Source organism: Klebsiella sp. ZJOU C1, from assembly GCF_035620215.1.
Taxonomy (GTDB): domain Bacteria; phylum Pseudomonadota; class Gammaproteobacteria; order Enterobacterales; family Enterobacteriaceae; genus Klebsiella; species Klebsiella variicola.
Genome location: NZ_CP141644.1, coordinates 1986537 through 2012769, shown reverse-complemented (window position 1 = coordinate 2012769; position 26233 = coordinate 1986537). Strand labels below are relative to the sequence as shown.

Here is a 26233-nt window from a genome sequence, read left to right as displayed (position 1 = left end):
TTCCAGGTCATCCCGCGCGGCGGGAAATAATCAGGCTCTGGCCAGAAGGGTTTCGATTTCGGCCAGCTGTTTTGCTGTCGGCGACTTATCGCCAGGAAGGATCTTCGCGCTGTCGACCATATTGAGCGGCGTCAGGTATTTGTCCCCGCCGGCAATTGGCGGCAGATTCTCCATACGCCGGATATCGTTAGTGGATAGCCATCCCCACTGGCGGCCCAGCGCATACGATTCATAGCGTGACTTCTGGTCGCCTCGCAGCAGCCCGGAAACGTTGAACTCGATGTACAAATCGCGGCGTTCGCTGGGCAGAAGCAGATCGCGCTGCAGCGCACCCTCATGGCGTTTCAGCCATGCCAGCAGCGTGTACATCACGAACTGCAGGCCCTGGTGCTCAATGTTGTTGTTGGTCGCTTTCGCCAACATCTGCACCATATGTGGCGGGATTTTATAGAGCCGGCAGACCTCTTCCACGCCCCACTGCCGCGACTGTAGCAGCTGCGCCTTTTCGTTATCCTGCGACAGTTGTTTGTAGCTCATGCCCTCCTGCAGCAATGCCACAGAGAACATATTGTGAATACCGGAATGGCGCTCGGTCCATTTCGCCAGCAGGCGATCAATAGCATCCTGGCTTTTAATGGTCGCGGCCTCTTTCGGACGCTCTATCACCCCGCTCATCGTTGTCCCGCGCCGGAATGTCGCGGCCGCATGCTCCTCAACCGCCAGATTTAGCCCCAGAACATCGGCGTTCGTCTGAATGGGGGAACTGCCGATATAGCCATCCAGAGAAAAGACCTTCACATGGTGCATCATGCGCATCGGCAGAATTTCGCCGACTTCCGGGAGTTGGTAATACGGCATACCGTCCGGCCCTTTCAGCACTATGACCTTTTTCGGGTTAATGGGGATCAGCTCTTTCGGGTAGCCTTTTCCGTCCCGTTCGATGATCGAGTAGCAATTTCCCTCCAGCCCCAGCAACCCCTGCTGCTGCTCGAAATACTCGAATGCGGTGTCTTTCCTGTTAGGCTGGGAGTGAATCAGGTCATAAACCGGGTGATCCGTCGCACGCTGGCGCCCGCCATTATTATCCCGCCGGTAAAGTTCGCACGGCAGCTGCGCGACGGACTCCGCCAGGAGGGTGACACAGGCCCGGATCGCAGAAAGTCCCAGAGCAGTTTCTGGCGTGATTATGATGCCAGTTTTGCTCTGGCTTGAACGAACCCCGCCCAGCATGGCTTCCCAGAAGCTATTCCCCGAGTATTGTCGGCCCCTGAACATCTGGGGTAGGAACATTATTCACCTCCGCCATTGCTGACGCCGGAGGAAAAGGCCCGGGTTGTCATATATGACCAGCCCAGACAAATAATCCCTCCTGTTATCAATCCCACTGATGGAGAAATAAGCCAGGCGCCTGCTGATAACAATCCAGCACCAGTGAGGCCGACAATAAAACTCAGAACTGAAATTAGCATGCTATATCTTCCTCATCATATACGGATGTCATCACTGAACTGTTAAGCATGGCGCGCCCCAGCCCCATCATTAAACCAACCGCACCATCTATCTTGTTCTGCCGCCCTTCCTTCCCGGGACGCACAATATCGTCACTTCCGGGAAGATACTGGCCGACAATATTGGAAATACACCAGTTCATGACAGGGTGTCCGTCATGATGGAATCTCCCCGAGATGAGCGCAGCCTCAATCTCTCTCATAGGATCACTCATATGGGTAAAATTTTGTCTTATCTCGACAGGCTCAAGCCCCTCTTCCTCGAGCATGTGACGTAATGAAGTCGCGCCATAAGGGTCAATGGGGCATTGGGCAATTTTTACGGTATTCCGCAATTTCAGGATCGTTTCAAATATCAGTCTGTAATCAACTTCACCGCCATCGGTCGGGATCAACTTCCCCTGCCGGACAAAGGACTGATAACGTTCTGCGGTACTCTTCAGCGCGGTCTCCTGCGAGTAAATGGTTTCTTCCGGTGCCCAGAACAGAGGAGAAACACAGTAAAAATGTGTTATTCCGTCTATTTCACGACGAAAAACCGGAACCACGGCATTGAGGTCAACTTTCGAGGCCAGATCGATACCCAGCCAGCATTCCTCCCCTTCAAAATCTGACAACTTAAGGGTTTTATCGGCCGCATCCATCCATTTTCTCAGGTCGTAATAAGCTGATTTTGCACTTACCCAGCGATTGAAATGTTTGGTCAGAATCTTGTTTGTCTGCCCGGGCGTCGACATACCCAATAATTGTTTCGCCCGGAGAAAATCTGCTTTTACCGAAATGCCATAGTTGGGGTTTGCCTTGATTAATGCCTCAGGAGTCGTCCAGTCATCATCATCATCAAGGCCATAAATCAGCCCAAATATGGTTTCATTTTCCTCGCCATTACGGGTTCTCCGCAGGATCTCGACAACCTGAGTACGCTTTTCATAGCAAGGGGATGTAATGTCATAGCCGGCGGTGGTGATGATCAGTGTCATCGGTTGTTCACGAGCCCCCATACCGGTGGTCATGGTGGTGTAAAGCGCATCAGTAGTATGTTCGTGATATTCATCAATGATGGCGCATGATGGCGAATCACCATCCCCCGGGTCACCGATCACAGGCGCAAAAACCGAACCGTCAGGGCGCGTCATTTTTTTTGCCCAGGGTTTTATCGAGAATTTTTGCCGCAATGCCGGCAGCTTTTTCACCATTTGCAGCGCCGGAGAAAATACCTTCCATGCCTGTTTTTCAGTCGTGGCGCCGCAATAGACTTCTGCACCATGCTCGCCATCTGCACAAAACATATAATTTCCTACAGTAGCGGCAATAGCGGATTTCCCGTTCTTTCTGGGCACCTCGATATAGATTTCAGAGAAACGACGCAGGCCTGTCTTCTTGTGTACCCATCCAAACGGTACGCCAAGAGCGAACTTCTGCCAGGCTTCAAATTCAATCCGGAGTTTACGCCGGGCCCATTCCCCTGAGGTATGAGGCATTTTCTGGGCAAAACGAAGAAATCGTTCTGCTTTGTTTTTATCGAAGCGGTAGGGCCAGTGGGGATCCTTTGCTCGTTCGAGGTCGTCCAGATGTCGCTGACAGGCAAGTATCGTTAACTGACACGCCAGAATCTTCCCGCCAACGATATCCCGCGCATACTGGTTCGCTGCATTGACGTTCGGATAGGTTGCCATCAGTCAAACTCATCGAATTCATTCCCGTCATCGTCCGGATCCTTTTGTCCGCTGGTCATGCGAAGACGACTGAGCGGATCTAACCCCAACAGAGAGCCCAGGCGGGCAAGCTGGGAAACCGAGTCATTCCGGACATTAACTGCAGGGTGTTTTTTCAGCCCCCCCATTTCACTTTCTGAGGTCAGTCCGCTGGCCAGCATTTTTTCGGCTTCGAGCATCAGATGAAAAGCATTGCAGTAAGCCAGCAACAAAGGTGCGTCCTCCAGCTCAAACACCCCTCGGTCGATGAGTATTTTGCTTTGCGTCTTCCACATTCTTATTGCCGCCTCCCCCATTAACTCAGCGGGAGGCGCAATACGTGTTAATTTGCTTTTTTGCCCGGTGGGTAAAGTGGGTTTTCGGCCACCACCGGACGATCGAATTCCTCCGGCCATAAACGTTCCTTTGATAGATGAAACCTTCCGGAAAAAAGTTTCTTATTTCTGGCGTGTAAAAATAGACTTCAACGGGCAGTCCCGAAGCGCGAAAGGGGTCAGGGATTTGCTCCCCCCTACCCCTGGCTGCAGCTGCCTCTGTCGAGGTGGAGGTCGTCATTCTGGCTGCGCCGGCGGCGAATACGGTTCGCACTGCGTGGGCCGGCGTATCTCAGACGTTCAATGAACACCAGTTGTTATACCGGCGATCAGGATCCTGTCGCGGTAGCGGAGCCTCCATCGGCCTGCAGTACGCTTTCTGGTAGCCGTTCATCTAATGGCTGGTTCTCGAACACCTTCATCCCAAACTGACCGATCCAGGTGCTGACTGAGTTGATGTTCCCTGCGATGAAGTCGGTCACCTCGGCGATCAATCCTTTAACGACGACATCCGTACTCTGACGCCAGTAATTCTCAATCGCGACCAGCAACGGATCGGAACCATTACTGACAGATTGTTCACCTACGCTATACGTTTTTTTCTTCGCGCTATCGGTGATACATCGCAGTTGGCTGGTCTGGACGGCCCCAGCCTCTGCAGCGATGACCTGCATCGTCAACGTAGCCACTTTGTTCCCGTCTGCATCAGCGCTGGATGCATAGAACATGGAAAGCGTCAGATCCGTGCGTTGATACATCATTGCTTACCTCCACGACGATGACGTGAACGGCGACCACCGGGAACCATTGTCTGTTGTTCCTGCACCAGCTCCCCCTCTAAAGGCTCCTGATCCAGTGCAGGTGATGAAACAGGGGCCGGAGCAATATCATGTGCAATCGTCAGTTTCAGCAGTGGGCGGCCGCCCTGGACATGCTCAAAATGGATGCCATGTACGGCTTCATTCATTCGTGACTGACCATCCGTCTCCAGAACGGTCAAAACGCCATCAACGTATTCAATTTTGAAACTCTTCATCGGGTTCTCTCTGTTGCTGTTTTCTTGCTGTGGCAGGTCCAGCACAATGACTCCAGATTAAAGTCATCATCGGTACCGCCATGAGCTTTAGGAATGATGTGGTCGACACTTGAGGCTTTCGTGGCAATACCGTCTCGCCTGCAGTTCTGACAAAGGTATTTATCCCTCTTCATGATACGGGCCCGTTTAATTTCCCACGGTCGACCATAACCACGTTCCTGCCGAGTTTTTCCGGGCTGATAGTTACGCCAGCCATCACCAGCGTGTTGCTGCCGGTGGATCTCACAGTATCCTCCGACATCATTGGTCACAGCCGTGCATCCTCTGTGCCGGCAAGGTCGTTTAGCTCGTGGCGGCATAAACATCCTCGAGCATGAGTTGAGGGAGAAGAGTTAAAGCGGTACTGTCGATGGGAAACTCTGAAACGGGCAGCGATGAGCATGACAATCCGTCACACTCAATCGCCACCAGCTTCTCGTCTACGTATGCAATTTTTAAGTTCTTCATCGCGTTACCTTTTGCGAATAAAAAAGCCCCGCAGATGCGAGGCTATACAGTCGATATCCCCACAAAGGGATAAACACCATCTTATCCCTTGCTGGGGATAGACGTTCTTACTGATTCGTAAATCCGCTCACAGGTCATTCCTGCTGTGTAGCGTTCGTCAGCGATTGCAGCATACCGTCGAGCTTCTTCTGCAAGGTTTCCAAGCATGTCGGCGAGCACTCCGGCGGTGGCGCCGGTTGTTTTGCTTCTGACGGTAGCGGCGAGACTTGCGGTGTGGCTTGCGGCGTCCAGGCGGGTGGCAAGTTTTTTTGCCTGCTGCCGCAGCTGGCTAACAGTATCAGAGAGATTAGCGGCAGCAGTACGCGCTGCAGCTGTTTGCGCTTGAGCATTTTTTACGGCCTCATCGCGGGCGATTAAACGCCCCTGTTCAATCATCCGGGCGGCGGTTTGCGCGTTAACTTCCTGGGACGATTCGGCGCTATCACGTTCTGCCCACCGCTTTTCCCATGCCCGATCGCTCCAGGCTAAACCAGCAACAAAGGCACCAGCAATAATCATTACGGCGATAGCTGGCTTTAAGTAGGCTGCACTCACTGATCAATCCCCCAGCAAGTCAGCGCACTTTCCTGATCACGGCGTGTTACCTGCCCGTAGCAGTTATTAGAGCGCACCCGGCAATCCTTCCCTCCGTCTTTAATCCACCAGCGAATCGCTTCACATGCGCCTTTACGATCACCGGCGTTAATCCGCTGATAGAACGTAGACGGGAAGCATTTACCGGGCCCGATGTTGTATGGACAGAACGAGGCAATGCCTACTTTTTGTGGTGGGGTCAAAGGGACATGGATATTCCGATCCACCCATGCCAACGCTTTGTCGCGCTCTATCGCGTTTACCTGATCGCATTTGGCCTGGGTCAGTTTCATACCCTGAGTGACGGGTTTACCATCTATACGGGTGGCCCCGCGGCAAATTGTCCAGACCCCCTGACTGCCATCGCGATACGCTGTAAGGCTGTTTCCTTCTTTCTCATCAAGGAACTGATCCATCAATGTAGGAGCTGCTGCACCAGCAGCAATGAGGGCCAGCATGGTGACGCTGAGCTTATTCCTCAACTTTGACGCCATAGCCATTCAATCTGTCCTCCCTTTCCTTTCGTCGGTAATACCAGTTGACCCCGCAGGTAATGACAGTGCATGCAATACCGACAATGATCGCCCAGTCACTCAGGGTCAGCCCCGCTATTTTGTCGGCCATAATCCATACCTCTGTTTTGACTGCCCCGGCATATGCCTTAGTGGAAACACCGCAGCCCGTCAGTGCGGTCCCGGTGCCGTATGAAAGTCTGCTATATATGGTGCTCATTCTGGTCATAACCTCACCTCCGTTGATTACGGATGGCGCTTTGTGCGTGAAGGGGTCAGGCTCATCGGGCTGATTTAACAACGAGCCGTATCGATGATGGTTCCCGTGAGCCTGAAATAAGAAAGGCCACGCAAAGCGCAGCCTTCAAATGATGTTTACCTTTTCTTTCTGAAGTGCCCTATTGATGGCGTAAAAAAGCCCGCCTGAAGGCGGGCAGAAAGTAGGCATTCTAGGTAGTAACGAAACGAAGGCACTCCTAATAGTCCGAGCTACCGATTTACCAGGAAGCATTCACTTTTGCCGTTACGTTCTATAAACATAGAAGGGCAACCGCAAAAGTAAACCTGCCATAAATCTTAAATATGTTTAGTGGAAGTGTGGTGCCGGGTGCCTCCCGGTGAGCATGCCCCAGTCGGCATGGCCCGCGCTGCATTTACAGGTTTCTGTAACTGACTGGTCGCCCCTCCGCACAGGGGGATTCACCACATCAATAATGTATGTTCCAAACATTTGAAGCGTCAATGCCAAAAATATATCTGCCGCTGGTAACCCCCACCTGACTTAACCACAGAAAGTAGCAAATCTACCCAGTGGTCAATCGCCATATTACTTGAACTGCAACTCCAACAGCTCAAGACAGCTCAAGACAGCTCAAGACAGCTATTGAGGTTGCAGGACATTTTCATTGACCTCACTTTCGGGTTAACGGGGTGCCAGGAAAAGGACTGCCCTCCGGCTCAGATGACAAGTCAGCCCCAGAGGTTTTAGTCGGGTCCCTAAATGCAAAAACCCCACCGTTTGGCGAGGTTTTGATGACTAAGTTGTGTGTCGAAGTGACCACTCTTAACAGATTACGATAGTTTTTGCGTACGCGTTAGCATTTTTGTAATATATAGTTTTCTAAATCATGTTCGAAAGATAACAAAATGGAATATATACAAAGACTTAGAAATGTAATGAAGTCAGCAGATATTGAACCCTTCATCAGACATATTCGTTTTCCTTTTTTTAAAAATCTTGCCGAGGGATGCAAGGTTGATTTTAACTACCCTATCACAGCTTTCGTGGGACAAAATGGCACAAACAAAAGCTCCGTTCTCAGAGCGCTTTTTGGTTCGCCTAACAACTATTCACTCGGTAGCTTATGGTTTTCAACAGATGTAGATGAAATTAAAGACGAAGGACGCTCGCGTTTTATTTATGGATATTTTGATGCACCAACAAAATCAATCGTAGAAGTTATCAAAACTCGTATTTCTAAAGAAGAAGACCCGGATTATTGGGAGCCATCCAGACCTATAAGATCGGATGACATGGCCCCTATGCCCGAGAAGATACTCTCGCATAATCAGTTGAAAACACGATGGAAAGCAATTGATAAGAATGTTATATATTTAGACTTCCGGGCTACCATCAGTGCCTTTGATAAATTTTTTTATCATGCTGACTTTCAAACATATCCAAAGAAGGACTATCTAAGAAAACGTAGCCAGATGCTGAAGGATATTATTGACAATGACCTTAAAACATACAGACCTCACAAAGGTAAAAAAGACAAATTATTTGTAAATACTTTACTAGACAAGGTTAAAGTTGATATCATTGGCAACATACTTGGGAGGAAATATAAAAGCATCAGACTATTAGAACATTCTTTATTTACCAATGACAGAGCACCAACAATTATCCTCCAATCTGAGAATTTGAAATATTCTGAGGCATTTGCTGGAAGTGGAGAATTCGCTGTATCTATTTTGGTACATAAACTAATCGACTGTAATAAAGCCTCATTGATTTTATTGGACGAACCTGAAGTATCACTTCACCCCGCTGCGCAACGTAATTTAATGAGTTTTTTAAGTGAGCAAGCATTAAAGAAGAAACATCAAATTGTCATATCAACACATTCTTCATCAATTGTTAAAGACTTGCCCAAAGAAGCTATAAAATTATTTTGTTTAAATGATAAACTTGGCAAGGTTGATGTTCTTCAGAATGTTAGTCCAGAAGAGTCTTTTTTCATTCTTGGCGAACGCATTGAAAAGAAAACAATTATTGTTGAAGATCGTTTAGCTAAAAAGTTCGTTGAAAAAGCCTTAAAAATAGGTGGTGATGGTTTATTCAATTCATTTGATGTACAATATTGCCCCGGCGGTGCCGGAAGCATATATCAAAACATTGCTTTACCTTTATGCATTGCTAAGGTAAAAAACGTGATGTTTCTTCTTGACGGTGACCAATGTCTAACTGATGAATTTCCAACTTCAAATTCAATTCCTGAGAAAGAAGATGTAAATTTACAGGAAACTATCAAAAACATTATCAATCAAGATATAAAATTTCACTGTGATGGTTCCAAAGGGATTGCTAATAATAAACAAAAAATCAAGATGCAAAGAGAGTTCATAGATTTCATTCATGATAAAATTGCCTTTTTACCCGTATTAACCCCCGAAATATTTCTTATTGAAAATACTTATGGCGATTATAAAGCTTACAAAGACTCTATTCCGAATGAAATCATAGACTCAAAGCAGATCACCATGGAAATTTGCAAACTCGACACGGGCGAGGAAAACATTACTGGTGATAATATTTTCGAAACTCAAATAAGAATGTTAAATAAAATACCTAACAATCATGATGCTTTTACAAAAACTAGAGAGATGCTGCAAATCTTCTTAGATAGTGATACTATAAGGCCATGAGTGAGGTTTTATATGACTAAAAAGATACACGTTTATGATTTTTTCTCCGGTTGCGGTGGTACTAGTGCTGGCCTGAAAACAGTTGGCATGGAAATCGTCTTTGGGCTTGATATTGATCTCGACTCGGCCAATACCTTCAAAAAAAACAACCCACTAGCGCATTTTATTCATGGGGACATTAAGCAAACCGATGTCGAGTCTATTGAACATTTGGTTTCTAAGTCGCGAATGAGCAATGCCCATACGCTTTTTTGTGGATGTGCGCCATGCCAACCATTCTCTAAGCAAAATAAGTCGCGAAATGAAGATGACCCACGTAAAGACCTTCTGAGTGAATTCATTCGATTTGTTTCATACTTTGCGCCTGATTTTGTGCTTATCGAAAATGTTCCTGGCATTCAGAATGTTGACATAAATAATGGCAACTTTCAGAAGTTTTTAGAATGTCTCAAGTCCCTGGATTATAGTTTCGATTATGGTGTAATTCCGGCGCTATGGTTTGGTGTACCACAGACACGTGAACGTTTTGTTTTACTGGCATCGAAACTTACTGCTATATCCCTACCCGCTAAAACCCATGATGGCATAAAAACGCCATACGCAACTGTACGAGATTGGATAGGATCTCTACCACCCATTGCCGCCGGTGAGAGTCATAAACAGGTTGTTGATCATACTGCAGCCAAGCTATCTTCTCTTAATATAAAACGGATACAAGCAACTCCTGAAGGCAAAGGACGTGAATCTTGGCCAGAGGATTTGATTTTAGATTGCCATAAAAAATATTCTGGTCATACTGATGTTTACGGGCGTTTGTCTTGGGATAAACCAGCTAGTGGTTTAACCACCCGTTGCATAAGCTATTCTAACGGGCGTTTCGGCCATCCTGAACAAGACCGAGCAATATCTCTTCGCGAAGCTGCGTTATTACAAACATTCCCATTCGATTATATTTTTACAGGATCAATGGTTTCTAAAGCCAAACAGATCGGAAACGCCGTGCCTCCCAAAATGGCTGAAGCACTTGGAAAAGCCATCATTTACTCACTTTCAATGAAGCCCTAACGGGCTTCATTTAAAACTGCTAACACACCCGAAATAAAACCTAGTGCGTCATGTAACTCTTTTCTTATGGTACCATCAGAACATTTCCATTTCTTCGCGATAGTTCTTAATGAGATGCCTATTACAAAATGAGCAATTATCAACTCATACTCTTCCGACTTATATTTCCGCAATCGCGCTACACATCCGTCGATCATGATACCTTCATCATCATCGCATTGCTGACGTGTTTTCTTTCCATGAGGGAGCAAACCTTTAAACCCAGCAGCAATGGGTTGCCAGTCAACACCACTATTGTCAGATCCCGCCCAAGCTCCCCAACGGTCCATTATTTCGTACATATCTCTCATTTTTAAAACTCCTCAGGATAGAACGCCGAGCGAGTAAGCCCGATCCAGCAATTTAATAATCAATACCGGCTGGGTGCCGTATTCGCTCTCAAAAGCGACAGGGTCATGGTGCAAAGCGCGGTGGTGCTTGCGGCATAATGGGATCGTAAAAATATCGTGGGCTTTGGTGCCTACGCCGCCCTGCCCCCAACCAATAAGATGATGTGCATCATCTGCAGGCTGTCCACAGCACATACACGGCTGTTTTTTAACCCATGAGATAAAGTCAGCTGATAACCATCGAATCCGCTTAGGTCTGGCGAATAGTGTCGCCGGTGCAACAGGATCGACGTTCACAGGTACCAGAGGTTTGCCCGGCGTTGTTATTGCCGTTGGCCTGATTGCTTTTTCGAGACGGGGAGAAAGAATGCTGGTGGCCGGTACCGACTGAACAATCTCACTCTCCCTGTAAACCGATTTAATTCCATCGTCTTTAATACGCAGGGATCGGCGCGCCATTTCTTCTGTAATTTCATCGCCAATCCCGGCGCCTACCGCCCACCAGCATAGCTCCGCCAGTGACAATGAGCGCTGAGCGTCCAGACCAAGCGCGATGCGGGCAGTGTCGATTACCCAGTCAGCGTTATTAACACCTACCAGTTGATCGAGGGTTTGTTCCGTTTGGTTTTTCAGCTCATTATCACAGTGCCAGCATGCGATTATTACACCCGTCGAATGGCGAAACGGGACGAGCTCATGGTGATGGTAATCGGAATGTGTCCACTGACAGTTTTTAACCTGCCGGCGCAACCATGACTCGAGGGCACTAACCCCACCAGCCGCAGTGATAACTGCCTTCTTCATGAAAAAAGGTCTGAGCCCCATATCATCCCGCAACGGCTGCCGCGCGTCAGGAAGACGTCCACTGGGTATCTTTTTCATGCTCGCCGGCGGTATTTCCACAAGAACCCGGCCGGCACCGAATAACGGCATTAATTCACTACCCGGCTTAAGCAGAACAATTCCAAGATGGCGTGCAATATCCACGTTAAGCAAAGCTCGCATCAGTCCCTCCACATCTTCTGTATGTAGGTCCTGTCAATCCGTGGCGGCTTCTTCGATTCCGGCAACAGCACGCGGATCTCCCACGATGCAAAGTCTCTGGATAAGCTCTTCTCAACCACACAGTTATTTTTACGGTATCGCTCCACCAGTTCTGTAGCCTCAGCCTCTGAAAGTTGCTCGTGTAAAAACCAACTTTTCTTCATGGCTGATCACCGAACAGTCGCAAAAACTCAATCGCTCTTTCACGCGCGCCGGGTTCTTCAGCGATCATTTCCTGCAGCAGCTGCACGGCGAGCACAGGCTCCTTTCGCCCGACGATGGAAATTCCTCTGGAGACACGGCGAGAGAGTTTTATAAAATTTTTTCTCTCTAACGCACGCAGATGCAACAGGACAGCATTAGACGAGCTAACGCCGAGCATATCGGCCAGCTCAGATAGCGTAGGTGGGTAGCCATGCTGATTGATGTAGGCCACCAGCAGATCGAAAACTTCCTGCTGTCGAAAAGTTAGTTTTGAAGACGAAAGCAAACCGGCGCTCGATGAAGTAGCACCAGTCTGATGGGATTTTGATACTTCGGGGGTTTGCGTCATGGTTTCTCTCCGCGACGCAGCAGGTATAGGTTGTTCAGGCCTATGACGGGATTGTAACAGAACCAGGGGGAACCTGATAACCAACTCCAGACCTAGCCTTTTCAATCATCTGTGAAAAGAGAGAGAGAGTCCCCACGATCTCATCCGGCTGCAAAGGCATAAACGAAACAGTGTCGCCGCGCCGGTACATCAGAGCGCGCTCACACACAGGAAAGGATGTCAGACGAGCAACGATCACCCCATCATCGCATCTGATAATTGCATAGCCGGTGTTCGGCATTTCTTGTTTTTTACTCACAGCAAAATCCTCAAAATAAACCAGGCAAGCCACTGGACCTCAACTTAACAGAACCAGTCATCAGCGCTTTCCCAGGTGTCCTGCAGGATTTCCTCTACACGTTTTTTATCTCCGTCCATTCCACCAAGCACGGTCAACCCATCAGAGCTGGCCCGACGAATCACAAGACTGCAGTTATTAAAGTTTTGATCCAATCGCCGCAGTAGCTCCTTCTCCAGAGCAGGCACAGCGCCATCCGGCAATTTTTTTTGGCGATCAATTGTGATTTCCACTTTCATAACTAGCTCCTCACGCAAGTACTGTATAAATAAACAGTATACTTGTTAGATGAAATGTTCAAGCGTTTAATGCCACTTTTCGCTAACCCATGCTCATGTTTAGATTGATCTTTTCTCCACTAAGGACGAAATCCGCTATTACAGGGATACAGTCATTTTTGTGGTGATCAACACCGTTAATAACAAACGTTGCTACCTCTGGCGCTCCAGATTCCGCTCTTGGCACGGAGCGGACCGACCAGCTTGTTGTCAGGTCCGCTTTGAGCGATCTGCGGACGATAGAGAAAAGATTGTCACCAGAGTGAGTGCTGGGTAAGGTAATCCCTCGAACAATTCAGCTTGGGGCAGAGAGAATAGTTATAGATATAAATAATGAAGTTGCTCAGTGATCTTCATCACACTAATTTCTTTGTTATGTTTGTCGTTAGCATTTAGAATCCCCGAGTAAGCCATTTGTTTTAAATAGAAAATGGGGTAATAATGAAACATGAAAAAAGCCTTAAAACTGAAAGGCACCATTGGTGGCCACAAACAATTTCTAAATATTGGGGAAACTCAAGAGGCTTCATTAACAGAGTGAATGCAAAGGGAGAAAGTACCGAAGTAAAACCAAAATCCTTAGCTGTAATAAAAAATGGTCATATAATTAAATTCAGCGATAATCCAGAAAAAAGGTCGAGTTTTGATCAAAATTTCGAATGTTTTTTTGATAAAGCAGACAGTAATTCAAACGCAATAATAAAGTTATTATCAGAAATTCGAATTAAGCACTTTCAATGTGAGAGTGAAAGCTCTACCAAATCTAATATCTGTTCGTCAGAAGAACATGAATTACTCATAGAAATAATTGTTTCCCTGGCAGTAAGAAGCCCAATGTATAGGGATGGGTGTATAGCCATTGCTGAAAAACTTAGGGGGGAAATACGGGCGCTAGAGAAGGATAGATTGATCGCTATCAATATGAGAGATGCTCTTAAAAATATTACAAACCATATAAAAAACGAAGCATCAATTTATCTTCTTCTAAGTAAAGAGAAAGAGTTTATCTTTGGTGATGGATTTTATCATGACATTCCAACAGTTACTCTACCTAGTAGAGCACCAACAATAGTATGTCCACTTACACCTCATATATGTGTCATTATTGATGCAAAAGAAAGAAAAAAAGATGATTCATTAATATCAGTAGCAGTAAATGAGGAAGAAGTGACAATCTGTAATGACACCGTTCAGATATATTCAAAAAATGAAATATTTTATAGGGAGGATAAGCCAATATTATCTGAGCACTTTAAAGATAATATAAGAAAAGAATATTACCCTTATGACAACCCAATATTAAAGTTGCTTGAAAAAATCAAGGCGCAAAATCATTCAAGTTAGTGAAAGAAAGGGTTTCGTAAGCTGCATAAAGTACAACTAGTCGGCAATGGCAGTTCCTGGCACAGGGCTGCTGTTGCAGCCCTGACAACCTTAGACTTCAATCGATTCAGAGATCTCTAACGCATCATCGACTTCGATGCCCAGATAACGGACTGTGCTTTCCAGTTTCTTATGGCCCAACAGAAGTTGGATCACCCGGAGATTCTTGGTTTTCTTGTATATCAGGTAAGGTTTTGTTCTTCTCATGGAATGTGTGCTGTAAAGCGAAGCTTCGAGACCAAGCTTTTCTACCCACCCATGAAAAATTCGGCTGTATTGTCGGGTTGATATGTGCCGGTTAGTTCCGATCCGAGACCGAAACAAGAAGTCTTTACTGTGCAAATTGCCAAGCTTTATCAATGCAGCAACAGCTTCTCTTGTCCCTTTGGTTATCTCAAATTGCACAGGGCTACCGGTTTTCTGTTGCAGCACCGTTGCTCTACTTGAAACCGAGCTACCATATGCAACATCAGATACTTTGAGGTTCACCAGATCGCAGCCTCGTAGCTTACTGTCTAAGGCCATATTGAACAGAGCTAAATCACGCGTTTTACCTTCCAGTTCAAGCCGGATTCGGATCCCCCAGATATGAGATATCTGAAGTGGTCTTTTTTGGCCTATGATACGGTCTTTATTCCACGGTGACGTGTTCATACTAAAATCTCCTGCAATGTGGGAGATTTTAGTATGGTTGTCCCTTATGAACGAGAAGCAGACATTAAAATCTGCTTCTCCAAAAAATTTTCAGGATCTTAGCGATATTCTCAGCTCAAACACTATTCACAATGCGGACTTGGGTTCTCTCATTTTCTATCGTACAGAACAACTAGTTTGATGCATCACAAGCTAATTCTCTTTTATTAATTTCAGGAAATTACAGAGATTGGCAATTTTAGATTTGCATTCGAGAATGGCTATTGCTTTCTTTATTTCTTTGCATTTATTTAATTTTGCATTGAATACTAACATTTCAAAATTATTTATCAGCTTATTTTGAGGTTCTGAGCAGCGCAGCTTATATAATTTAAACAACCCAGTTCTTTGATAGTCATATCCATACTTTGACAAAAAGGCCATCAGGATAAAATGGAAACAGTTAATTAAATGCCATTTATTGCAAGATTTGTCACTCATTATGGTGGATATGTACTTGCAAACCTGTGTATAGTCTAATTCAGACTCTGATTTAGATTTGAATTCTGAATAAGTAATAACTCCTGTAGGTGTAATCATTTTTTCAACAATACTAATAAGGTCATCCTTGAAAAAATGGTCTACAGCATGCTCATTATCATAACCAGTCCCACTCAACATCGAAGCATCGCAAAATATATTTTGCATGGTTTTAATATACTTTACAAAATAAAGATCGTTCTTTTCTGAAAGGGTTACATCTAAATATATCAACTCTCTTTCGAACTTTATACACCAGGCATAAAATGCTAAAAATCGATAACAAAAAGTTTGTAGATAATATTTATCACCAACTGATTCATTATTTTTAAAATTATGCCATCCTTTAGTGCAATTTTCTGAAAAATTCCATAACCTATGATTCAATGACTCAGCTGAATCGAGTAAAGGCATTTTATATTTTGATATCGCCTCTTTGATTTTCTTCTTTTGTTCGTAGCTATGTTCAACTTTGATTTTGTAAACAAGGAAATATTTATTCCATAAAGGTGTGCATACACCTTTTATAAAAAATAATAAAACCGTAACTAATGCAGATACTAGTGCCGCCATAACAGCAGGAGCTGAAGTTATTTCAGACATATGGAACCTTATTGAATGTTTATTCTGCCATCTATTTGTATGTAAGATATTAATATAAAATCGCTCTTATCACAATAGAGTAAATAATTCCTCTCCTGCTTTTACAGCCAGTATCATCTGTAACTTAGACACAATTCAGTACATGACGATCCACTCCCTGAAAATTAGCATTATGAGTTGCTGTCAACGTCTGCTTCTGGCACTAAGCGGACTAAGTAGCTGAGCTGAAGGTCCGCTGTGAGCGAAGGGCGGACCTTGCGAGTTTCTATTACGAGCACTTTAATACCGGCAAACTTCACTTAATCGATAAATGACGTGTAAAGTGAATGGCATTTTTGCTGAAAAAGGTTATCTCAACAAAAATCAGCAGAAAAGATCTTCAATTGGCTACATTTCTACCCCAAAATCCACTCCAGTCGACCGCAACCGGTACTATAAGACGTTCGGATTCATAAGTTATGATTATCGTAATCATCACGTCTTCCATACCCTTCACATTTAGGCTAGCTATCTGTACCCAATCAGTGTGCAGCAGCATTATTAATACAAAAGACAAAGTAAGAATTTTATTTTTGTCATGGTTACGTTACTATTTTCTTTTTAAAACCATACCTTTCAATCATTCTCTTATACCTTGCTGTTTTAAGCAAAGTTTAAAATTTAGGGTGTGACAATTTTTCATTTTTTTCAGTTAAAATAGGATGCTGAGTGACGGGTATATTTTTATTATCTCCAGTAGTAGTAGGTGCATCTGTTGGGGTTTTATTTCCTGGAAGCCACGATGCTGTTATAGATGATCCAACGCCTATCACATAACTCAAAAGAATCCCAGCAATAAAGGAAGCTGGTTTTTGCCACCATTTCTGTTTTTTATAATCTGGAAGCCATGTGACATTGCTACAATCTTTACATTGGATTTTTGTACCTACGTTGACGTTTGTAACATCTAATTTTGAATTGCAATTGGGATTAGGGCACTCCATCTGTTTGATAACACGTTCAGTAACATCTATCGGTCCATCTGGGATTTGGTGTGGAAGCATAGGTAACGTCATATTACTTCCCTTTTTCTTGATCTTTTAACCAACGCCCGTACAAACGCTCCGCATTTCTATAAAGACTGTTGCTAAAAATGAGTCGCTCATTTTGCATTTCTTTTTCTGCAAATCTGTAAGTCGACATTAAGTTGTAATAAAAGAAATCTTTTGCAAGTTTTTCGTCTGCTTGTGAATTAAAAATAGCTAAGGCCAACTCTTCAAAAAAACTTAGGTTAAGATGTACCGTTAGTTCCAATTTGGATTGATGATCTCTATATGAGTCCTGTGTGAAGGAAGCAATGTTGTCAGTTTTATTGTGAGTGTCGAAAGCCCGATCATTCCATCTTTTTATATAGGATAGAGTGAGTAGTTTTTTCTTATCTTTCAAATTTTTGACATATGCCATCGCTGAAATTATTACAGTGTAAATTAATATCAACTGAAACGATGTATTTAGAATTTCGAAAATCAATTCCTTCTCCTTAAGCTAAATTAATTATGAGCAGTACACTTCATGCTTATGATCCTGATTTTCGCATATCGTGTCTATAAATATCGTTGAGTTCTATGCATTTTTGTCTTTGCTGCATGGCTTGATTTGTCATTTTATTTGTTATAAAACAATATGTTAGGCATTCCATTTTGCTCATGATTTGTTTTCCAGCTATTCAACGTTATAAAGTCACTGCCCGAGTCGCAATAATCGAAACTGCCATGTACTAGTAACGTCCGCTTCTGGCACTCAGCGGACATCTCAGCTTTGCCTCACCCCGGAATAATTAAACTTAGCTTTGACATCCCGTACCAGCTGCTGTTGATTCTATTTAAGGTATAATCAGCACCTCGCCGCATTGCGCAGGCAGCGGTTACGCATTTTAGCAAGCAACCAGAGTTCGTTTGCTGTTGTAGCCATCCCAAGCGTCGATGTGTAAACAGTCGCAGCCCGGCGCCACAGCTTTCTGTCTTCCAGCGTCTTCGCCAGGGACAGTGCGTCCTGGACTTTTTTCACATCTTCTTCAGATAATTGTGTTGCAGCCTGCGGCAGGGCAACATCGGGAACCTCAACGCCTGCAACCACTCGATAGACATACTGGCAACCGTTATGAGTACGCTGGAGTTTTCCCGCGGCATGTAGCTGCCGCAGCGTGTTACCTGCTGTACTGGCTTGCAAGTCCAGCGCTTCGCAGACATCCTGTAGGACGCATTCTGGCGTCCGGCTAACGATGGCAAGCACCATCTGTGCTTTGGTTACTTTGGTTTTTGATTGTTTGGTCATGGTCAAAACTCGCTTACTTGGTTAAACCTGCCGCCTTGCGGCGTTTATACTCTTCCATCAGAACCTGCGCTGGCGTCGGCCCTGCTGGATGCCTCGGTGCTGCCAACTGCCGACGAATCGGGGGAATCGAAAACCCGTTAGTCAGGTGTTTGGTCCATTTCGTGAGTAAATTTTCTGCCAGTTTTTTCAGCTCTCCCTCCGTCAGATTCCTCTCAACTCCGGTTCTGCGCATCTCAATGCAAATGTGATACAGAACATCCTGTTTCCATGGGTATTTGTCGCTTCCCGAATATCGGTAAGACTCGTTTCTCCAACGTTTGTACTCCGCCATCACTGCATCGGATGTCAGATTGAATGGATTAGCACCGCTGGCTGACACCAGCGCAACGAACTCAGCAAGATCCGGCGGCCATGTGCTGCCTGCGGCGCAACGCTCCATGCACTGCCGGCAAACCAGCGTAATCTGGGCTTCACTCATCGACCCAATCTGAGCGATCCAGAGTTCTGATGGTTCCTCTCCGTTCTTCAGGATCCATCGGTTCGAAAAGATTTCTCCCATCACTTCCCATAGGCGCCACGCCGTTTCTACGGCCGTCTGTTCCTGCAACTCGCAACCGTTGCTCTCGGGCGGCTCGAATCTGTTGAACAGCTCTGGATGCTGCTGGCTCTGCTCGTACTCCCACATGATCGTTACCCCCATTCACTGGTTTTTTCTGGCGGACTTCCGCACGGTTAAGATGTCTTGCTAGTTTTTGCTCCCACTGGACCTGGTGAAACGCCCTGCCTTCAGCCTGCCAGTACGCGATGAAACTGCTCAACTCGGCCGCAAGATTTATCCCCGGTCTTAATGGCATTCCCCAAATCGTTGCCAGTCGGGGAAAATCCTCGGAAGGTTTCCATCCGAAATACATCGCAAATTTTCCGAATGCTTGTGTTTCACCAGGAACTATTCCCGGTTGATTCGGATAGTCAGGCACAACTGGTTCGACCAGGACCCTATGTGTGGGGGTTATATCTTTTGGTTCCTCTGGTAGATTCCGGATCCCGTTTTTGGGATCGTTTGACGGAAAAAACGGGATCGTTTGGTTTTTTTGTGTACAGGGAACAGTCCCGTTTTCGGGTGTGTTTAAACGATCCCGTTTTTGGTAATGTTCCCTTTTTTGGGTGTGTTCAATTTCGGCAACGCTTTCTTCCACACCAAGAAGCCTGTAAACCGGGATTTGTTTAGTCTTTCCACGCCGTTCACCTGTATCTTCAATAAGCCCGATCGAAACCAGATACTGCAGGCTCGACTGGACCGTTTTCTTATCCAGCTCAGTTGCTTCAGCCAACGCAGGAATGGATGGAAAAGCACAGAGATCAGCTCCGCACATGTCGGCCATCCAGGTCAGAACAGCTTTTGCAGAGGACTTCCCTGTCTTGACTTTTTTGGCCCATCGCATTGCATCAATGCTCATGAAGCCCCCCTATTTTCTGTACGGTACTCATTGTCAAAACTCGATTAAAAAAACTGTGGCGCTACGGCGCTTATGCTCGCCAGTAGTGGTCCCGCCGCATCTGCAGGAAGCATGTTAAAAAGTGCAATTGCTGCCTCCCGAATTTCACGCTCTAACTTTTGTAACGGAGCGCCAAGCAATTTTGCCTGGTGCGCTTCGCTACACTCTTTGATTGCATGAGCCACCAGCTCGCTTTCAGTCAATCCACGTTTCAATTTGTGTTTGCGCGCAATCTCAATAGGCATCGCATCAGCGATCGCTCCTGAAAGCTGCATGACGTAACTGGTGTACTTCTCTGATCCAGATTCGTTTTTCAGGTAGCGGTACAGATTTTGTTTATTAACGCTGATGCCGCGACCATTTTGCTTCTCCCACTGTTCGGCCACCAGCTGCGCGACGTGCTCCTGCGCGCGACCAGGTAATGAAGATTCCCATTCCTGAACAGCGGCAAAAATAGCCCTACACTTCTGGCGATCTCGGCGCGTCAGCGAATAGTGATTTTTGGTTTTCAGTTGCACCGCCATGTCTTGGGTATAATTTTCAAAAGAGATGGTTTGCATTTTTATTTCTCCCTAGGATTTGAGGGTTCTGGAGGGAATACATCATCAAGCGAACAACTAACCCCTAACGTATTAAGTGCGGCCACGATATGGCGAGAATCAGCCAGGCTTGGAACGCGTAAGGATTTTTCATAGTTGGCTAACCGAGGTTGGTTCCAACCAGCCGCCTTAGCCAAGGCTTGCTGCGAAATGTTGGCTTTTTTCCGTAGATGCGAAATGTAGTTCATACAGTTCTCCTGTTGTGTAAAACAATGTTCACATAACGTGAAATTACTGTCAATACAAAACGTGAATCACCAATATTCACTCTTCGTGATAAAGTGAGGGTATGAAGACACTTGCTGAAGAAATCGGTGAGCGCATCAAGGCGCTAAGAACTGAGAAAGGAATGAGCCAAGGGCAGCTTGCGAAATTATGTGGCTGGTCTGGGGCGTCGCGTGTCGCCAATTATGAATATGGCACTCGAAATGTTGGTGTAGATGATGCATTGTCCTTAGCGAAAGCATTAGGCACCACGCCCGTTATGATTTTATTTGGCGAACAAAGTGATCCATCGAACTGGTTAACAGACAAACAAAAAAGGGTTCTTTCCCTATTCAATCAATTGCCTGAAGCTGAACAGGAACGCATGATTAATACCTTTGAGCTTAGACTTAAAGAAATTGATGAGTATGTAGAAAAATACCTACGCGGAAGATACAACCCCACCTAACTCCATCAAAAAATAAGCATTGCATAACCGGCCTTGAGCCGGTTTTTTTGTACCCTCACCAATAAATTACACAAAACGAGTAATTTTGATTTCACACTTTGTATTGACAACAATTTCACGACATGTGAAACTTCACAACACACAAAGCAGTATGGGTCATCGAGGCAGGAAGCCCACGAAGTAGCTGCCGGCGGCATACGAAACACCGGATGAGATGACAGCAATATCAATCGCAGCAGGTTCAACGTTCGGCTGCCCGGCCTTAAGGGAAGGAAATGAGTATGGGTAAAGCATATGAAGACTATTTTGAAAGCCTCTCTGAAGGTGAGGAGGCGCTGAGTTTCAGCGAGTTTACCGCGGCGCTTTCAGGTAAGCCAGCAAACTGCGCCTCTTCTGAAATGTAATGGAAATCCTGCGCGCTTCGTGGTGGTGAATTGCAGGGTGAAAAAGCTCAATCGTGAAGATCAGCGTCACGACACCACCGACGAAGCGCGTTGAAGTAGTGAAAATAAAAAATCAGGGTTTGCAATGCGGTGAATGCGGCTATGCGCACGCGACACAGTTAAAAAAGTAAACATGGCGGTTATTCACACATTGTGGGGAAAAAGTTGTCGGCGGTAGTTGTTAACTGGCTGCCGTCACCGGGAGGCACCCGGCGCCGCATTGCAAAACCACATCCTAATACTGAGTTAACTGGAGATAACTATGAAGGATTTTGCCCGAGTACCTACCGGGAACCAGGCGACCCGCCTGAACTGGTTCGAGGTGAGACTACGCCAGCTGTGTTACTTGCTGGCGCAGAAAGGAAACCCTGAGGCTGAGGCATGAATACGCTGTTTGCCCTTGTCATCAGCGTTTGTGCTCTCACTGGTGAATGCTCTGATGTTCTGATCGGTGTTTATCCATCAGAGGCCAGTTGCAACAGCAACGCCGATGAACAAAAAGTACAGGGCCAGTGCCTCCCCTACCGAAATGCACAAAACATGGCTGACGACCAACAGCCTGCAGTGAGTTTTTGAATCGAGTTTTGACCAATGGCCGTTACGGCCGGAGAAGTGATTATGGAATTTGGAATGAAACGCGTTCTGGCATCTGTCCAGGCCGCCGCCACTTTGAATAAGCTCTATGACGGCTCGCCCGTTTCACTGACGGCCATCAGTAAAGAGTCAAAGCTGTCTACTTCATACCTTGAGCAGATCTTCAAAAAGCTGCGGGCGGGTAACCTGGTAATTTCACAGCGTGGCCCAGGTGGTGGTTATAGCCCCCGCGGCGATGACATCACCGTTACAGAAGTGATCACTGCGGTATCTAAACTGCCAGCCCATAAAACTTTTGAGCCTATCCTGCGAGCGCTTGACGACGTTCGCGTATCACAGCTGCTGCGGGGCGATTCGCCAGCCCCATAAAGCACAAAACCCGCGCAAGGCGGGTTAAGTACCCGGTCAGCCGACCAAAGCTTTCCGGAATCGAGTTTTGACCAATGACCACCACCAGGGCGGCTGCCATCAGCTGCCGGGTATCTTACAATCCAAAGGAGCCCAAACGCAATGAACAACTACCCGTATCTCATTAAAGCGAAGGCAAAAGCAAACGAAGAGAAAAGTCTCTTCTGCTGGTTCTCTGCTAAATCCGATTCTCGCGCCGAGCGCAAAATCCTGGACATCCTGGAAGACGCTGAAATTAACGTTGGCCGCGGCGCCAGCCATCAGCTGCCGATCCGCACCAACTGGCTCATCGTTGATGACTTACCGGAAGAAGGTGTACTGGATGACACCTGGTGCGATCGCTACGAGCTTGGTGGTGAAGACGGGCTGACATGGCAAAAAATCGTTGCGCCAGCGGCTGCTGAACCACAGCCCTCCAGTAAACCAGAAAACGATATCTCTCCTGCAAATAGCGATGAAGAGGACTATTCGAACAATGAAGAAGCACTCTTCAACCTGGCGGAAATGTCATTCCGCACGCAGCTGCTTGCCCAGTATATGGCCGACGAGCGTCACGTGTATCACATTAGCATTCCTCATCGTAACCGCCTTTCAGCGATGGAAATGGATACGGATAATCACGGTGTGCAGAATCTACTGCTGACGGCAGAAAATATTCCGGAGCTTAAAAAATATGATATGCCTGGCCTGTGGAAATTTACCAGTGCATTTAAGAGCGTATTTCCTGTGGGGAAACGCCATGAGCTCGGCAAGCAAATTCAGTTCGCCAAATTGTGGCTTGAAACGTCGCACATTGACCGCGGGATCCTTACAAAGGAATGGGCTGCTGGAAACTATATCACCTCAATAAACAAAACCGATGCCGGCGCCAATGCTGGCGGCGGTAACAAAACTGACCGCAATCCGGATTATCAGCATTCGCTGGATACTCTGGATATAGAGATCGCTCTTGCAACGATGCCTATGGATTTTGACATCTATAATTTTCCGGCATCAGTCCACCGCCGCGCGAAGGAAATAGTACAGAAGAAAGAAAGTCCATTTAAAGAATGGTCTGCAGCATTACGGAGCACACCAGGCATCCTTGATTATTCCCGTGCAGCGATTTTTGCACTGATCAGGGAAGCATCCAGTGGAATAACTCCTTTTCCAGATCGGTTGCGTGGCTACATCAACGCGAATCTGACTGAACATAAGCATGATACCCCGAGCGCTGAGATGCTTACCAAGGCGGGACATATTCCATCTGCTGCAGTCACTCTGGATGCAACAAACCAAGTAATCGCCGGAGAGGATAGCAGCGCAAAACAGGAAACACTCTCCTCCGACATTAAAGCAGTTGGTGCCGAACTGGTAAAAGATGCTCAAAAGCAACGTCCGGACGCTAATCAGGTTCTGGCCGCCGAGCGCGGCGAATATGTTGAAGGGGTTAGCGACCCTACGGATCCGAAGTGGGTAACCGAAGACCTTACCAAGACCAGGCAGCCTGAAGTTTCAAAAATTGGGGACGGAGTATTTTCCATTGAAGGTCTTGTTGGCGTTACGGGCAAGGTTAACCAAAAAGAAAAAACAGATGAAGTTGTTCATCAAACGGATTCTGTAGATATTGAATCCGGTCATCATAATAAGGAGGAAGATCAGCCAATTGATTATGTTCACGTTATGGTTGATCTGGAAACCATGGGTAAAAAACATAACGCCCCTATCGTCGCTATTGGTGCGGTTGTTTTTGACCCGGCAACCGGCTCTATTGGAGAAAGTTTCTATAAAGTCGTATGCCTTGAATCCTCCGTGAACTGGGGCGCCGTAATCGATCCATCTACTGTTATCTGGTGGCTTAAGCAGTCCTCCGAAGCACGCTCTGCGATCGTAAATGATGATGCTATCCCGTTGCAGGATGCATTACTCCAGTTCAGAGAATTTGTTTCTGATAATGTCGCTGGCGGGAGCAAAAAGGCGCAGGTATGGGGTAACGGTGCGTCATTCGACAACTCTATTCTGCGTTCTTCTTACGATTGCATTGCTGAAGATTATCCGTGGGAATACTGGAACGATCGGGACGTACGAACAATGGTAGAGCTCGGCCAAGCCATTAGCTTCGACCCCAAAACAACGATCCCGTTTGAAGGGTCTCGTCACAATGCCCTCGCTGATGCTATTCATCAGGCCCGCTATGTATCAGCGATCTGGCAGCGAATAATTGCCGGCAATCAGGTGCTGCAAAAATTGATGCAAAACTGATTTTGTATTTTCAGATACTGGCCCAGCAATGGGCCATGATGAGGTAAAACATATGCTCCAGATGTTAACCCTTGAAGAGTGGGCAAACGAGAAATACAGAAGCAATCCTCCAAGTGTTTCCACTCTCAGGAATTATGCTAAACAGAATATGTTTTCTCCCCCAGCCAAAAAAGAAGGTCGATTCTGGCGCGTCAGGGAGGATGCTGAGTTGGTCGGTACATTGACCACTCCTGTAGTAAAGAAAAGCGACCCTGTTCTTTTGCAGAGGATTTTGAACGATGGCTGCCAGACCACGTAAAAATAATATATCTATTCCAAATTTATACCCGCTCTTCAGCAGAAAGGTTAATAAAGTATACTGGCGTTATAAGCACCCGATAACTGGTAAGTTTCATAGTCTAGGAACAGACGAAGCAGAGGCCACGGCAATAGCTATTGAAGCAAATAAAAGACTGGCGGAACAACAAACCCGCCAGATAATGGCAATCACTGACAGAATTTCCACCAGCTCAGGAAAATCAATATCAACTAACACCTGGCTTGAACGTTACTGGAAGATTCAGCAGGAAAGATTGAAGTCCGGAGATATTAAAGAAAACACTTTCAAACAAAAAGCAAAACCAGTATCTCTGCTTAAGGAACGGGTAGGAATGAAATTAATATCCGCTGTCAATGTTCGAGATGTTGCGCAAATTCTTGATGAATATTTAGCGGAGGGACAACCCAGAATGGCTCAGGTCATTCGCTCTGTCCTAATAGATGTTTTTAAAGAAGCTCAGCATGCGGGAGAAGCACCTCCTGGTTATAACCCTGCACTAGCAACTAAACAACCTCGTAGAAAGATCACTCGCCAGCGCCTCACTCTTGAGGAATGGCAAAAGATTTTTGATATAGCCGATGAAAATCACAAATACATGGGGAACGCCATGCTTTTAGCCATAGTAACAGGACAGCGACTAGGTGATATATCCCGTATGAAATTCTCGGACATCTGGGACGATCATCTACACGTTGAGCAAGAGAAAACCGGAAGCAAAATCGCTATACCATTAGCTCTGCGTTGCAACGCAATCAACTGGAGCCTCCGAGATGTAATCAGTCGTTGCCGGGATTATGCAGTAAGCCCTTATTTGGTTCATTTCTTTAGAACCACCTCACAGGCTGAGCGAGGAGCACAGGTGAAACCCAGAACACTGACCATGAATTTCAGCAAGGCAAGAGACAGTGCAGATATTGACTGGGGACAAGGTACACCGGCAACTTTCCATGAACAAAGATCGCTTTCCGAGCGGTTATATAAAGCCCAAGGTATAAACACGAAAGATTTACTTGGACATAAAACTCAACAACAAACGGATAGGTACCATGATGATCGTGGGAAGGGGTGGACAACGGTGGCCTTATGAGGTTTTTCGGGAGGGGTTTTGATAACTTGTTTTGATAAAATTTTGATAACCGTTCGAAAACTAATAATAAAAACGGGAACCA

35 protein-coding genes are annotated in these 26233 nt (G+C 46.0%); 10 read left to right on the top strand and 25 right to left on the bottom strand.

The genetic code is table 11. From position 1 onward, the window contains the following. Nucleotides 1-30: 30 nt before the first annotated feature. The 11 genes from SPE70_RS09500 to SPE70_RS09450 form a co-directional block, all read right to left on the bottom strand. Nucleotides 31-1290 (bottom strand): phage portal protein, encoded by a 1260-nt coding sequence (locus SPE70_RS09500; RefSeq protein WP_047666384.1) that lies wholly within the window; start codon nt 1288-1290, stop codon nt 31-33. Then, entirely contained in the window at nt 1290-1469 is a 180-nt protein-coding gene (locus SPE70_RS09495; protein ID WP_020318187.1) for a hypothetical protein, read from the bottom strand. The genes SPE70_RS09500 and SPE70_RS09495 overlap by 1 nt, the downstream gene beginning before the upstream one ends. After that, nucleotides 1463-3184, bottom strand: coding sequence for a terminase large subunit (locus tag SPE70_RS09490; protein ID WP_225371446.1), 1722 nt, complete (start codon nt 3182-3184; stop codon nt 1463-1465). The genes SPE70_RS09495 and SPE70_RS09490 overlap by 7 nt, the downstream gene beginning before the upstream one ends. Further along, nucleotides 3184-3618 carry a phage terminase small subunit P27 family gene (locus tag SPE70_RS09485; protein WP_012542168.1) on the bottom strand — a complete coding sequence of 145 codons (435 nt, stop codon included), beginning with the start codon at nt 3616-3618 and terminating at the stop codon, nt 3184-3186. The genes SPE70_RS09490 and SPE70_RS09485 overlap by 1 nt, the downstream gene beginning before the upstream one ends. 248 nt (nt 3619-3866) lie before the next feature. Further along, a complete protein-coding gene (locus SPE70_RS09480) occupies nt 3867-4298 on the bottom strand; it encodes a hypothetical protein (RefSeq protein ID WP_023289184.1) in 432 nt (143 codons plus the stop codon). Continuing rightward, a complete protein-coding gene (locus SPE70_RS09475) occupies nt 4295-4618 on the bottom strand; it encodes a hypothetical protein (RefSeq protein WP_023297386.1) in 324 nt (107 codons plus the stop codon). Before SPE70_RS09475 ends, SPE70_RS09480 begins: the two co-directional genes overlap by 4 nt. Then, complete coding sequence (locus tag SPE70_RS09470; RefSeq protein ID WP_032737090.1) at nt 4570-4932, bottom strand: HNH endonuclease; 363 nt, start codon at nt 4930-4932, stop codon at nt 4570-4572. Before SPE70_RS09470 ends, SPE70_RS09475 begins: the two co-directional genes overlap by 49 nt. Further along, a complete protein-coding gene (locus tag SPE70_RS09465; protein WP_023297385.1) occupies nt 4916-5080 on the bottom strand; it encodes a hypothetical protein in 165 nt (54 codons plus the stop codon). The genes SPE70_RS09470 and SPE70_RS09465 overlap by 17 nt, the downstream gene beginning before the upstream one ends. 81 nt (nt 5081-5161) lie before the next feature. Next, a complete protein-coding gene (locus SPE70_RS09460; RefSeq protein WP_048330562.1) occupies nt 5162-5638 on the bottom strand; it encodes a DUF2514 domain-containing protein in 477 nt (158 codons plus the stop codon). 32 nt (nt 5639-5670) lie between these two features. Beyond that, the gene (locus SPE70_RS09455) at nt 5671-6207 is read right to left on the bottom strand and encodes a lysozyme (RefSeq protein ID WP_110212818.1); all 537 of its coding nucleotides are present in this window, start codon (nt 6205-6207) and stop codon (nt 5671-5673) included. Then, nucleotides 6185-6454, bottom strand: a complete 270-nt coding sequence (locus SPE70_RS09450) for a phage holin (protein ID WP_110212819.1) — start codon at nt 6452-6454, stop codon at nt 6185-6187. The genes SPE70_RS09455 and SPE70_RS09450 overlap by 23 nt, the downstream gene beginning before the upstream one ends. A gap of 917 nt (nt 6455-7371) precedes the next feature. Here SPE70_RS09450 and SPE70_RS09445 point away from each other — a divergent pair. Both SPE70_RS09445 and SPE70_RS09440 read left to right on the top strand, forming a co-directional pair. Next, nucleotides 7372-9153 (top strand): ATP-dependent nuclease, encoded by a 1782-nt coding sequence (locus SPE70_RS09445; protein WP_032418041.1) that lies wholly within the window; start codon nt 7372-7374, stop codon nt 9151-9153. 12 nt (nt 9154-9165) lie between these two features. Then, nucleotides 9166-10218, top strand: coding sequence for a DNA cytosine methyltransferase (locus SPE70_RS09440; protein ID WP_072031996.1), 1053 nt, complete (start codon nt 9166-9168; stop codon nt 10216-10218). Here SPE70_RS09440 and SPE70_RS09435 read toward each other — a convergent pair. From SPE70_RS09435 to SPE70_RS09410, 5 genes are all read right to left on the bottom strand, one after another. After that, nucleotides 10215-10568: an antiterminator Q family protein gene (locus SPE70_RS09435; RefSeq protein WP_032444805.1), complete on the bottom strand. Its 354-nt coding sequence runs from the start codon at nt 10566-10568 to the stop codon at nt 10215-10217. The genes SPE70_RS09440 and SPE70_RS09435 overlap by 4 nt on opposite strands. 12 nt (nt 10569-10580) lie before the next feature. Then, a complete protein-coding gene (locus SPE70_RS09430) occupies nt 10581-11612 on the bottom strand; it encodes a DUF968 domain-containing protein (RefSeq protein ID WP_110212772.1) in 1032 nt (343 codons plus the stop codon). Between the two features lie 199 nt (nt 11613-11811). Next, nucleotides 11812-12204 (bottom strand): LexA family protein, encoded by a 393-nt coding sequence (locus SPE70_RS09420; RefSeq protein WP_110212771.1) that lies wholly within the window; start codon nt 12202-12204, stop codon nt 11812-11814. Between the two features lie 40 nt (nt 12205-12244). Further along, nucleotides 12245-12484 (bottom strand): hypothetical protein, encoded by a 240-nt coding sequence (locus SPE70_RS09415; RefSeq protein ID WP_071599446.1) that lies wholly within the window; start codon nt 12482-12484, stop codon nt 12245-12247. Nucleotides 12485-12546: 62 nt separating this feature from the next. Beyond that, complete coding sequence (locus SPE70_RS09410) at nt 12547-12780, bottom strand: DinI family protein (protein WP_012542186.1); 234 nt, start codon at nt 12778-12780, stop codon at nt 12547-12549. Between the two features lie 480 nt (nt 12781-13260). On the opposite strand from SPE70_RS09410, the gene SPE70_RS09405 reads away from it, so the two are divergent. After that, nucleotides 13261-14163, top strand: coding sequence for a DUF4238 domain-containing protein (locus SPE70_RS09405; protein ID WP_110212770.1), 903 nt, complete (start codon nt 13261-13263; stop codon nt 14161-14163). Nucleotides 14164-14253: 90 nt separating this feature from the next. On the opposite strand, the gene SPE70_RS09400 is transcribed toward SPE70_RS09405, so the two are convergent. The 9 genes from SPE70_RS09400 to SPE70_RS09360 all read right to left on the bottom strand — a co-directional run bounded on the left by SPE70_RS09400 (nt 14254) and on the right by SPE70_RS09360 (nt 20574). After that, complete coding sequence (locus SPE70_RS09400; protein WP_023320086.1) at nt 14254-14856, bottom strand: site-specific integrase; 603 nt, start codon at nt 14854-14856, stop codon at nt 14254-14256. Between the two features lie 192 nt (nt 14857-15048). Then, nucleotides 15049-15978, bottom strand: a complete 930-nt coding sequence (locus SPE70_RS09395; RefSeq protein WP_110212769.1) for a hypothetical protein — start codon at nt 15976-15978, stop codon at nt 15049-15051. Nucleotides 15979-16631: 653 nt separating this feature from the next. Then, on the bottom strand, nt 16632-17033 hold the full coding sequence (locus SPE70_RS09390) for a BRcat domain-containing protein (RefSeq protein ID WP_130946905.1): 402 nt from the start codon (nt 17031-17033) through the stop codon (nt 16632-16634). 1 nt (nt 17034) lies between these two features. Further along, on the bottom strand, nt 17035-17487 hold the full coding sequence (locus tag SPE70_RS09385; protein ID WP_110212768.1) for a DUF4760 domain-containing protein: 453 nt from the start codon (nt 17485-17487) through the stop codon (nt 17035-17037). A 363-nt stretch (nt 17488-17850) separates the two neighbouring features. Beyond that, nucleotides 17851-18291 carry a hypothetical protein gene (locus SPE70_RS09380; protein WP_110212767.1) on the bottom strand — a complete coding sequence of 147 codons (441 nt, stop codon included), beginning with the start codon at nt 18289-18291 and terminating at the stop codon, nt 17851-17853. 13 nt (nt 18292-18304) lie between these two features. Next, complete coding sequence (locus SPE70_RS09375) at nt 18305-18850, bottom strand: replication protein P (protein WP_225371444.1); 546 nt, start codon at nt 18848-18850, stop codon at nt 18305-18307. Continuing rightward, nucleotides 18762-19748 carry a DnaT-like ssDNA-binding domain-containing protein gene (locus tag SPE70_RS09370; RefSeq protein WP_181402745.1) on the bottom strand — a complete coding sequence of 329 codons (987 nt, stop codon included), beginning with the start codon at nt 19746-19748 and terminating at the stop codon, nt 18762-18764. The genes SPE70_RS09375 and SPE70_RS09370 overlap by 89 nt, the downstream gene beginning before the upstream one ends. Nucleotides 19749-19792: 44 nt before the next feature. Further along, on the bottom strand, nt 19793-20347 hold the full coding sequence (locus tag SPE70_RS09365; RefSeq protein WP_110212766.1) for a toxin YdaT family protein: 555 nt from the start codon (nt 20345-20347) through the stop codon (nt 19793-19795). Nucleotides 20348-20349: 2 nt separating this feature from the next. Then, a complete protein-coding gene (locus SPE70_RS09360) occupies nt 20350-20574 on the bottom strand; it encodes a helix-turn-helix transcriptional regulator (protein ID WP_023328112.1) in 225 nt (74 codons plus the stop codon). Nucleotides 20575-20675: 101 nt separating this feature from the next. On the opposite strand from SPE70_RS09360, the gene SPE70_RS09355 reads away from it, so the two are divergent. The 7 genes from SPE70_RS09355 (at nt 20676) to SPE70_RS09325 (ending at nt 26151) form a co-directional block, all read left to right on the top strand. Next, nucleotides 20676-21059 (top strand): helix-turn-helix domain-containing protein, encoded by a 384-nt coding sequence (locus SPE70_RS09355; RefSeq protein WP_110212765.1) that lies wholly within the window; start codon nt 20676-20678, stop codon nt 21057-21059. 281 nt (nt 21060-21340) lie between these two features. Further along, nucleotides 21341-21463, top strand: a complete 123-nt coding sequence (locus SPE70_RS09350) for a hypothetical protein (RefSeq protein ID WP_264972277.1) — start codon at nt 21341-21343, stop codon at nt 21461-21463. A 420-nt stretch (nt 21464-21883) separates the two neighbouring features. Further along, a complete protein-coding gene (locus tag SPE70_RS09345; protein WP_016160636.1) occupies nt 21884-22078 on the top strand; it encodes a DUF1482 family protein in 195 nt (64 codons plus the stop codon). Nucleotides 22079-22120: 42 nt separating this feature from the next. Next, nucleotides 22121-22465, top strand: coding sequence for an Rrf2 family transcriptional regulator (locus SPE70_RS09340; RefSeq protein ID WP_014228879.1), 345 nt, complete (start codon nt 22121-22123; stop codon nt 22463-22465). A 141-nt stretch (nt 22466-22606) separates the two neighbouring features. Beyond that, a complete protein-coding gene (locus SPE70_RS09335; RefSeq protein WP_264972276.1) occupies nt 22607-24745 on the top strand; it encodes a 3'-5' exonuclease in 2139 nt (712 codons plus the stop codon). 52 nt (nt 24746-24797) lie between these two features. Further along, the gene (locus SPE70_RS09330; protein ID WP_012542206.1) at nt 24798-25043 is read left to right on the top strand and encodes an excisionase; all 246 of its coding nucleotides are present in this window, start codon (nt 24798-24800) and stop codon (nt 25041-25043) included. Then, complete coding sequence (locus tag SPE70_RS09325; protein WP_225371442.1) at nt 25024-26151, top strand: site-specific integrase; 1128 nt, start codon at nt 25024-25026, stop codon at nt 26149-26151. The genes SPE70_RS09330 and SPE70_RS09325 overlap by 20 nt, the downstream gene beginning before the upstream one ends. Nucleotides 26152-26233 lie beyond the last annotated feature (82 nt).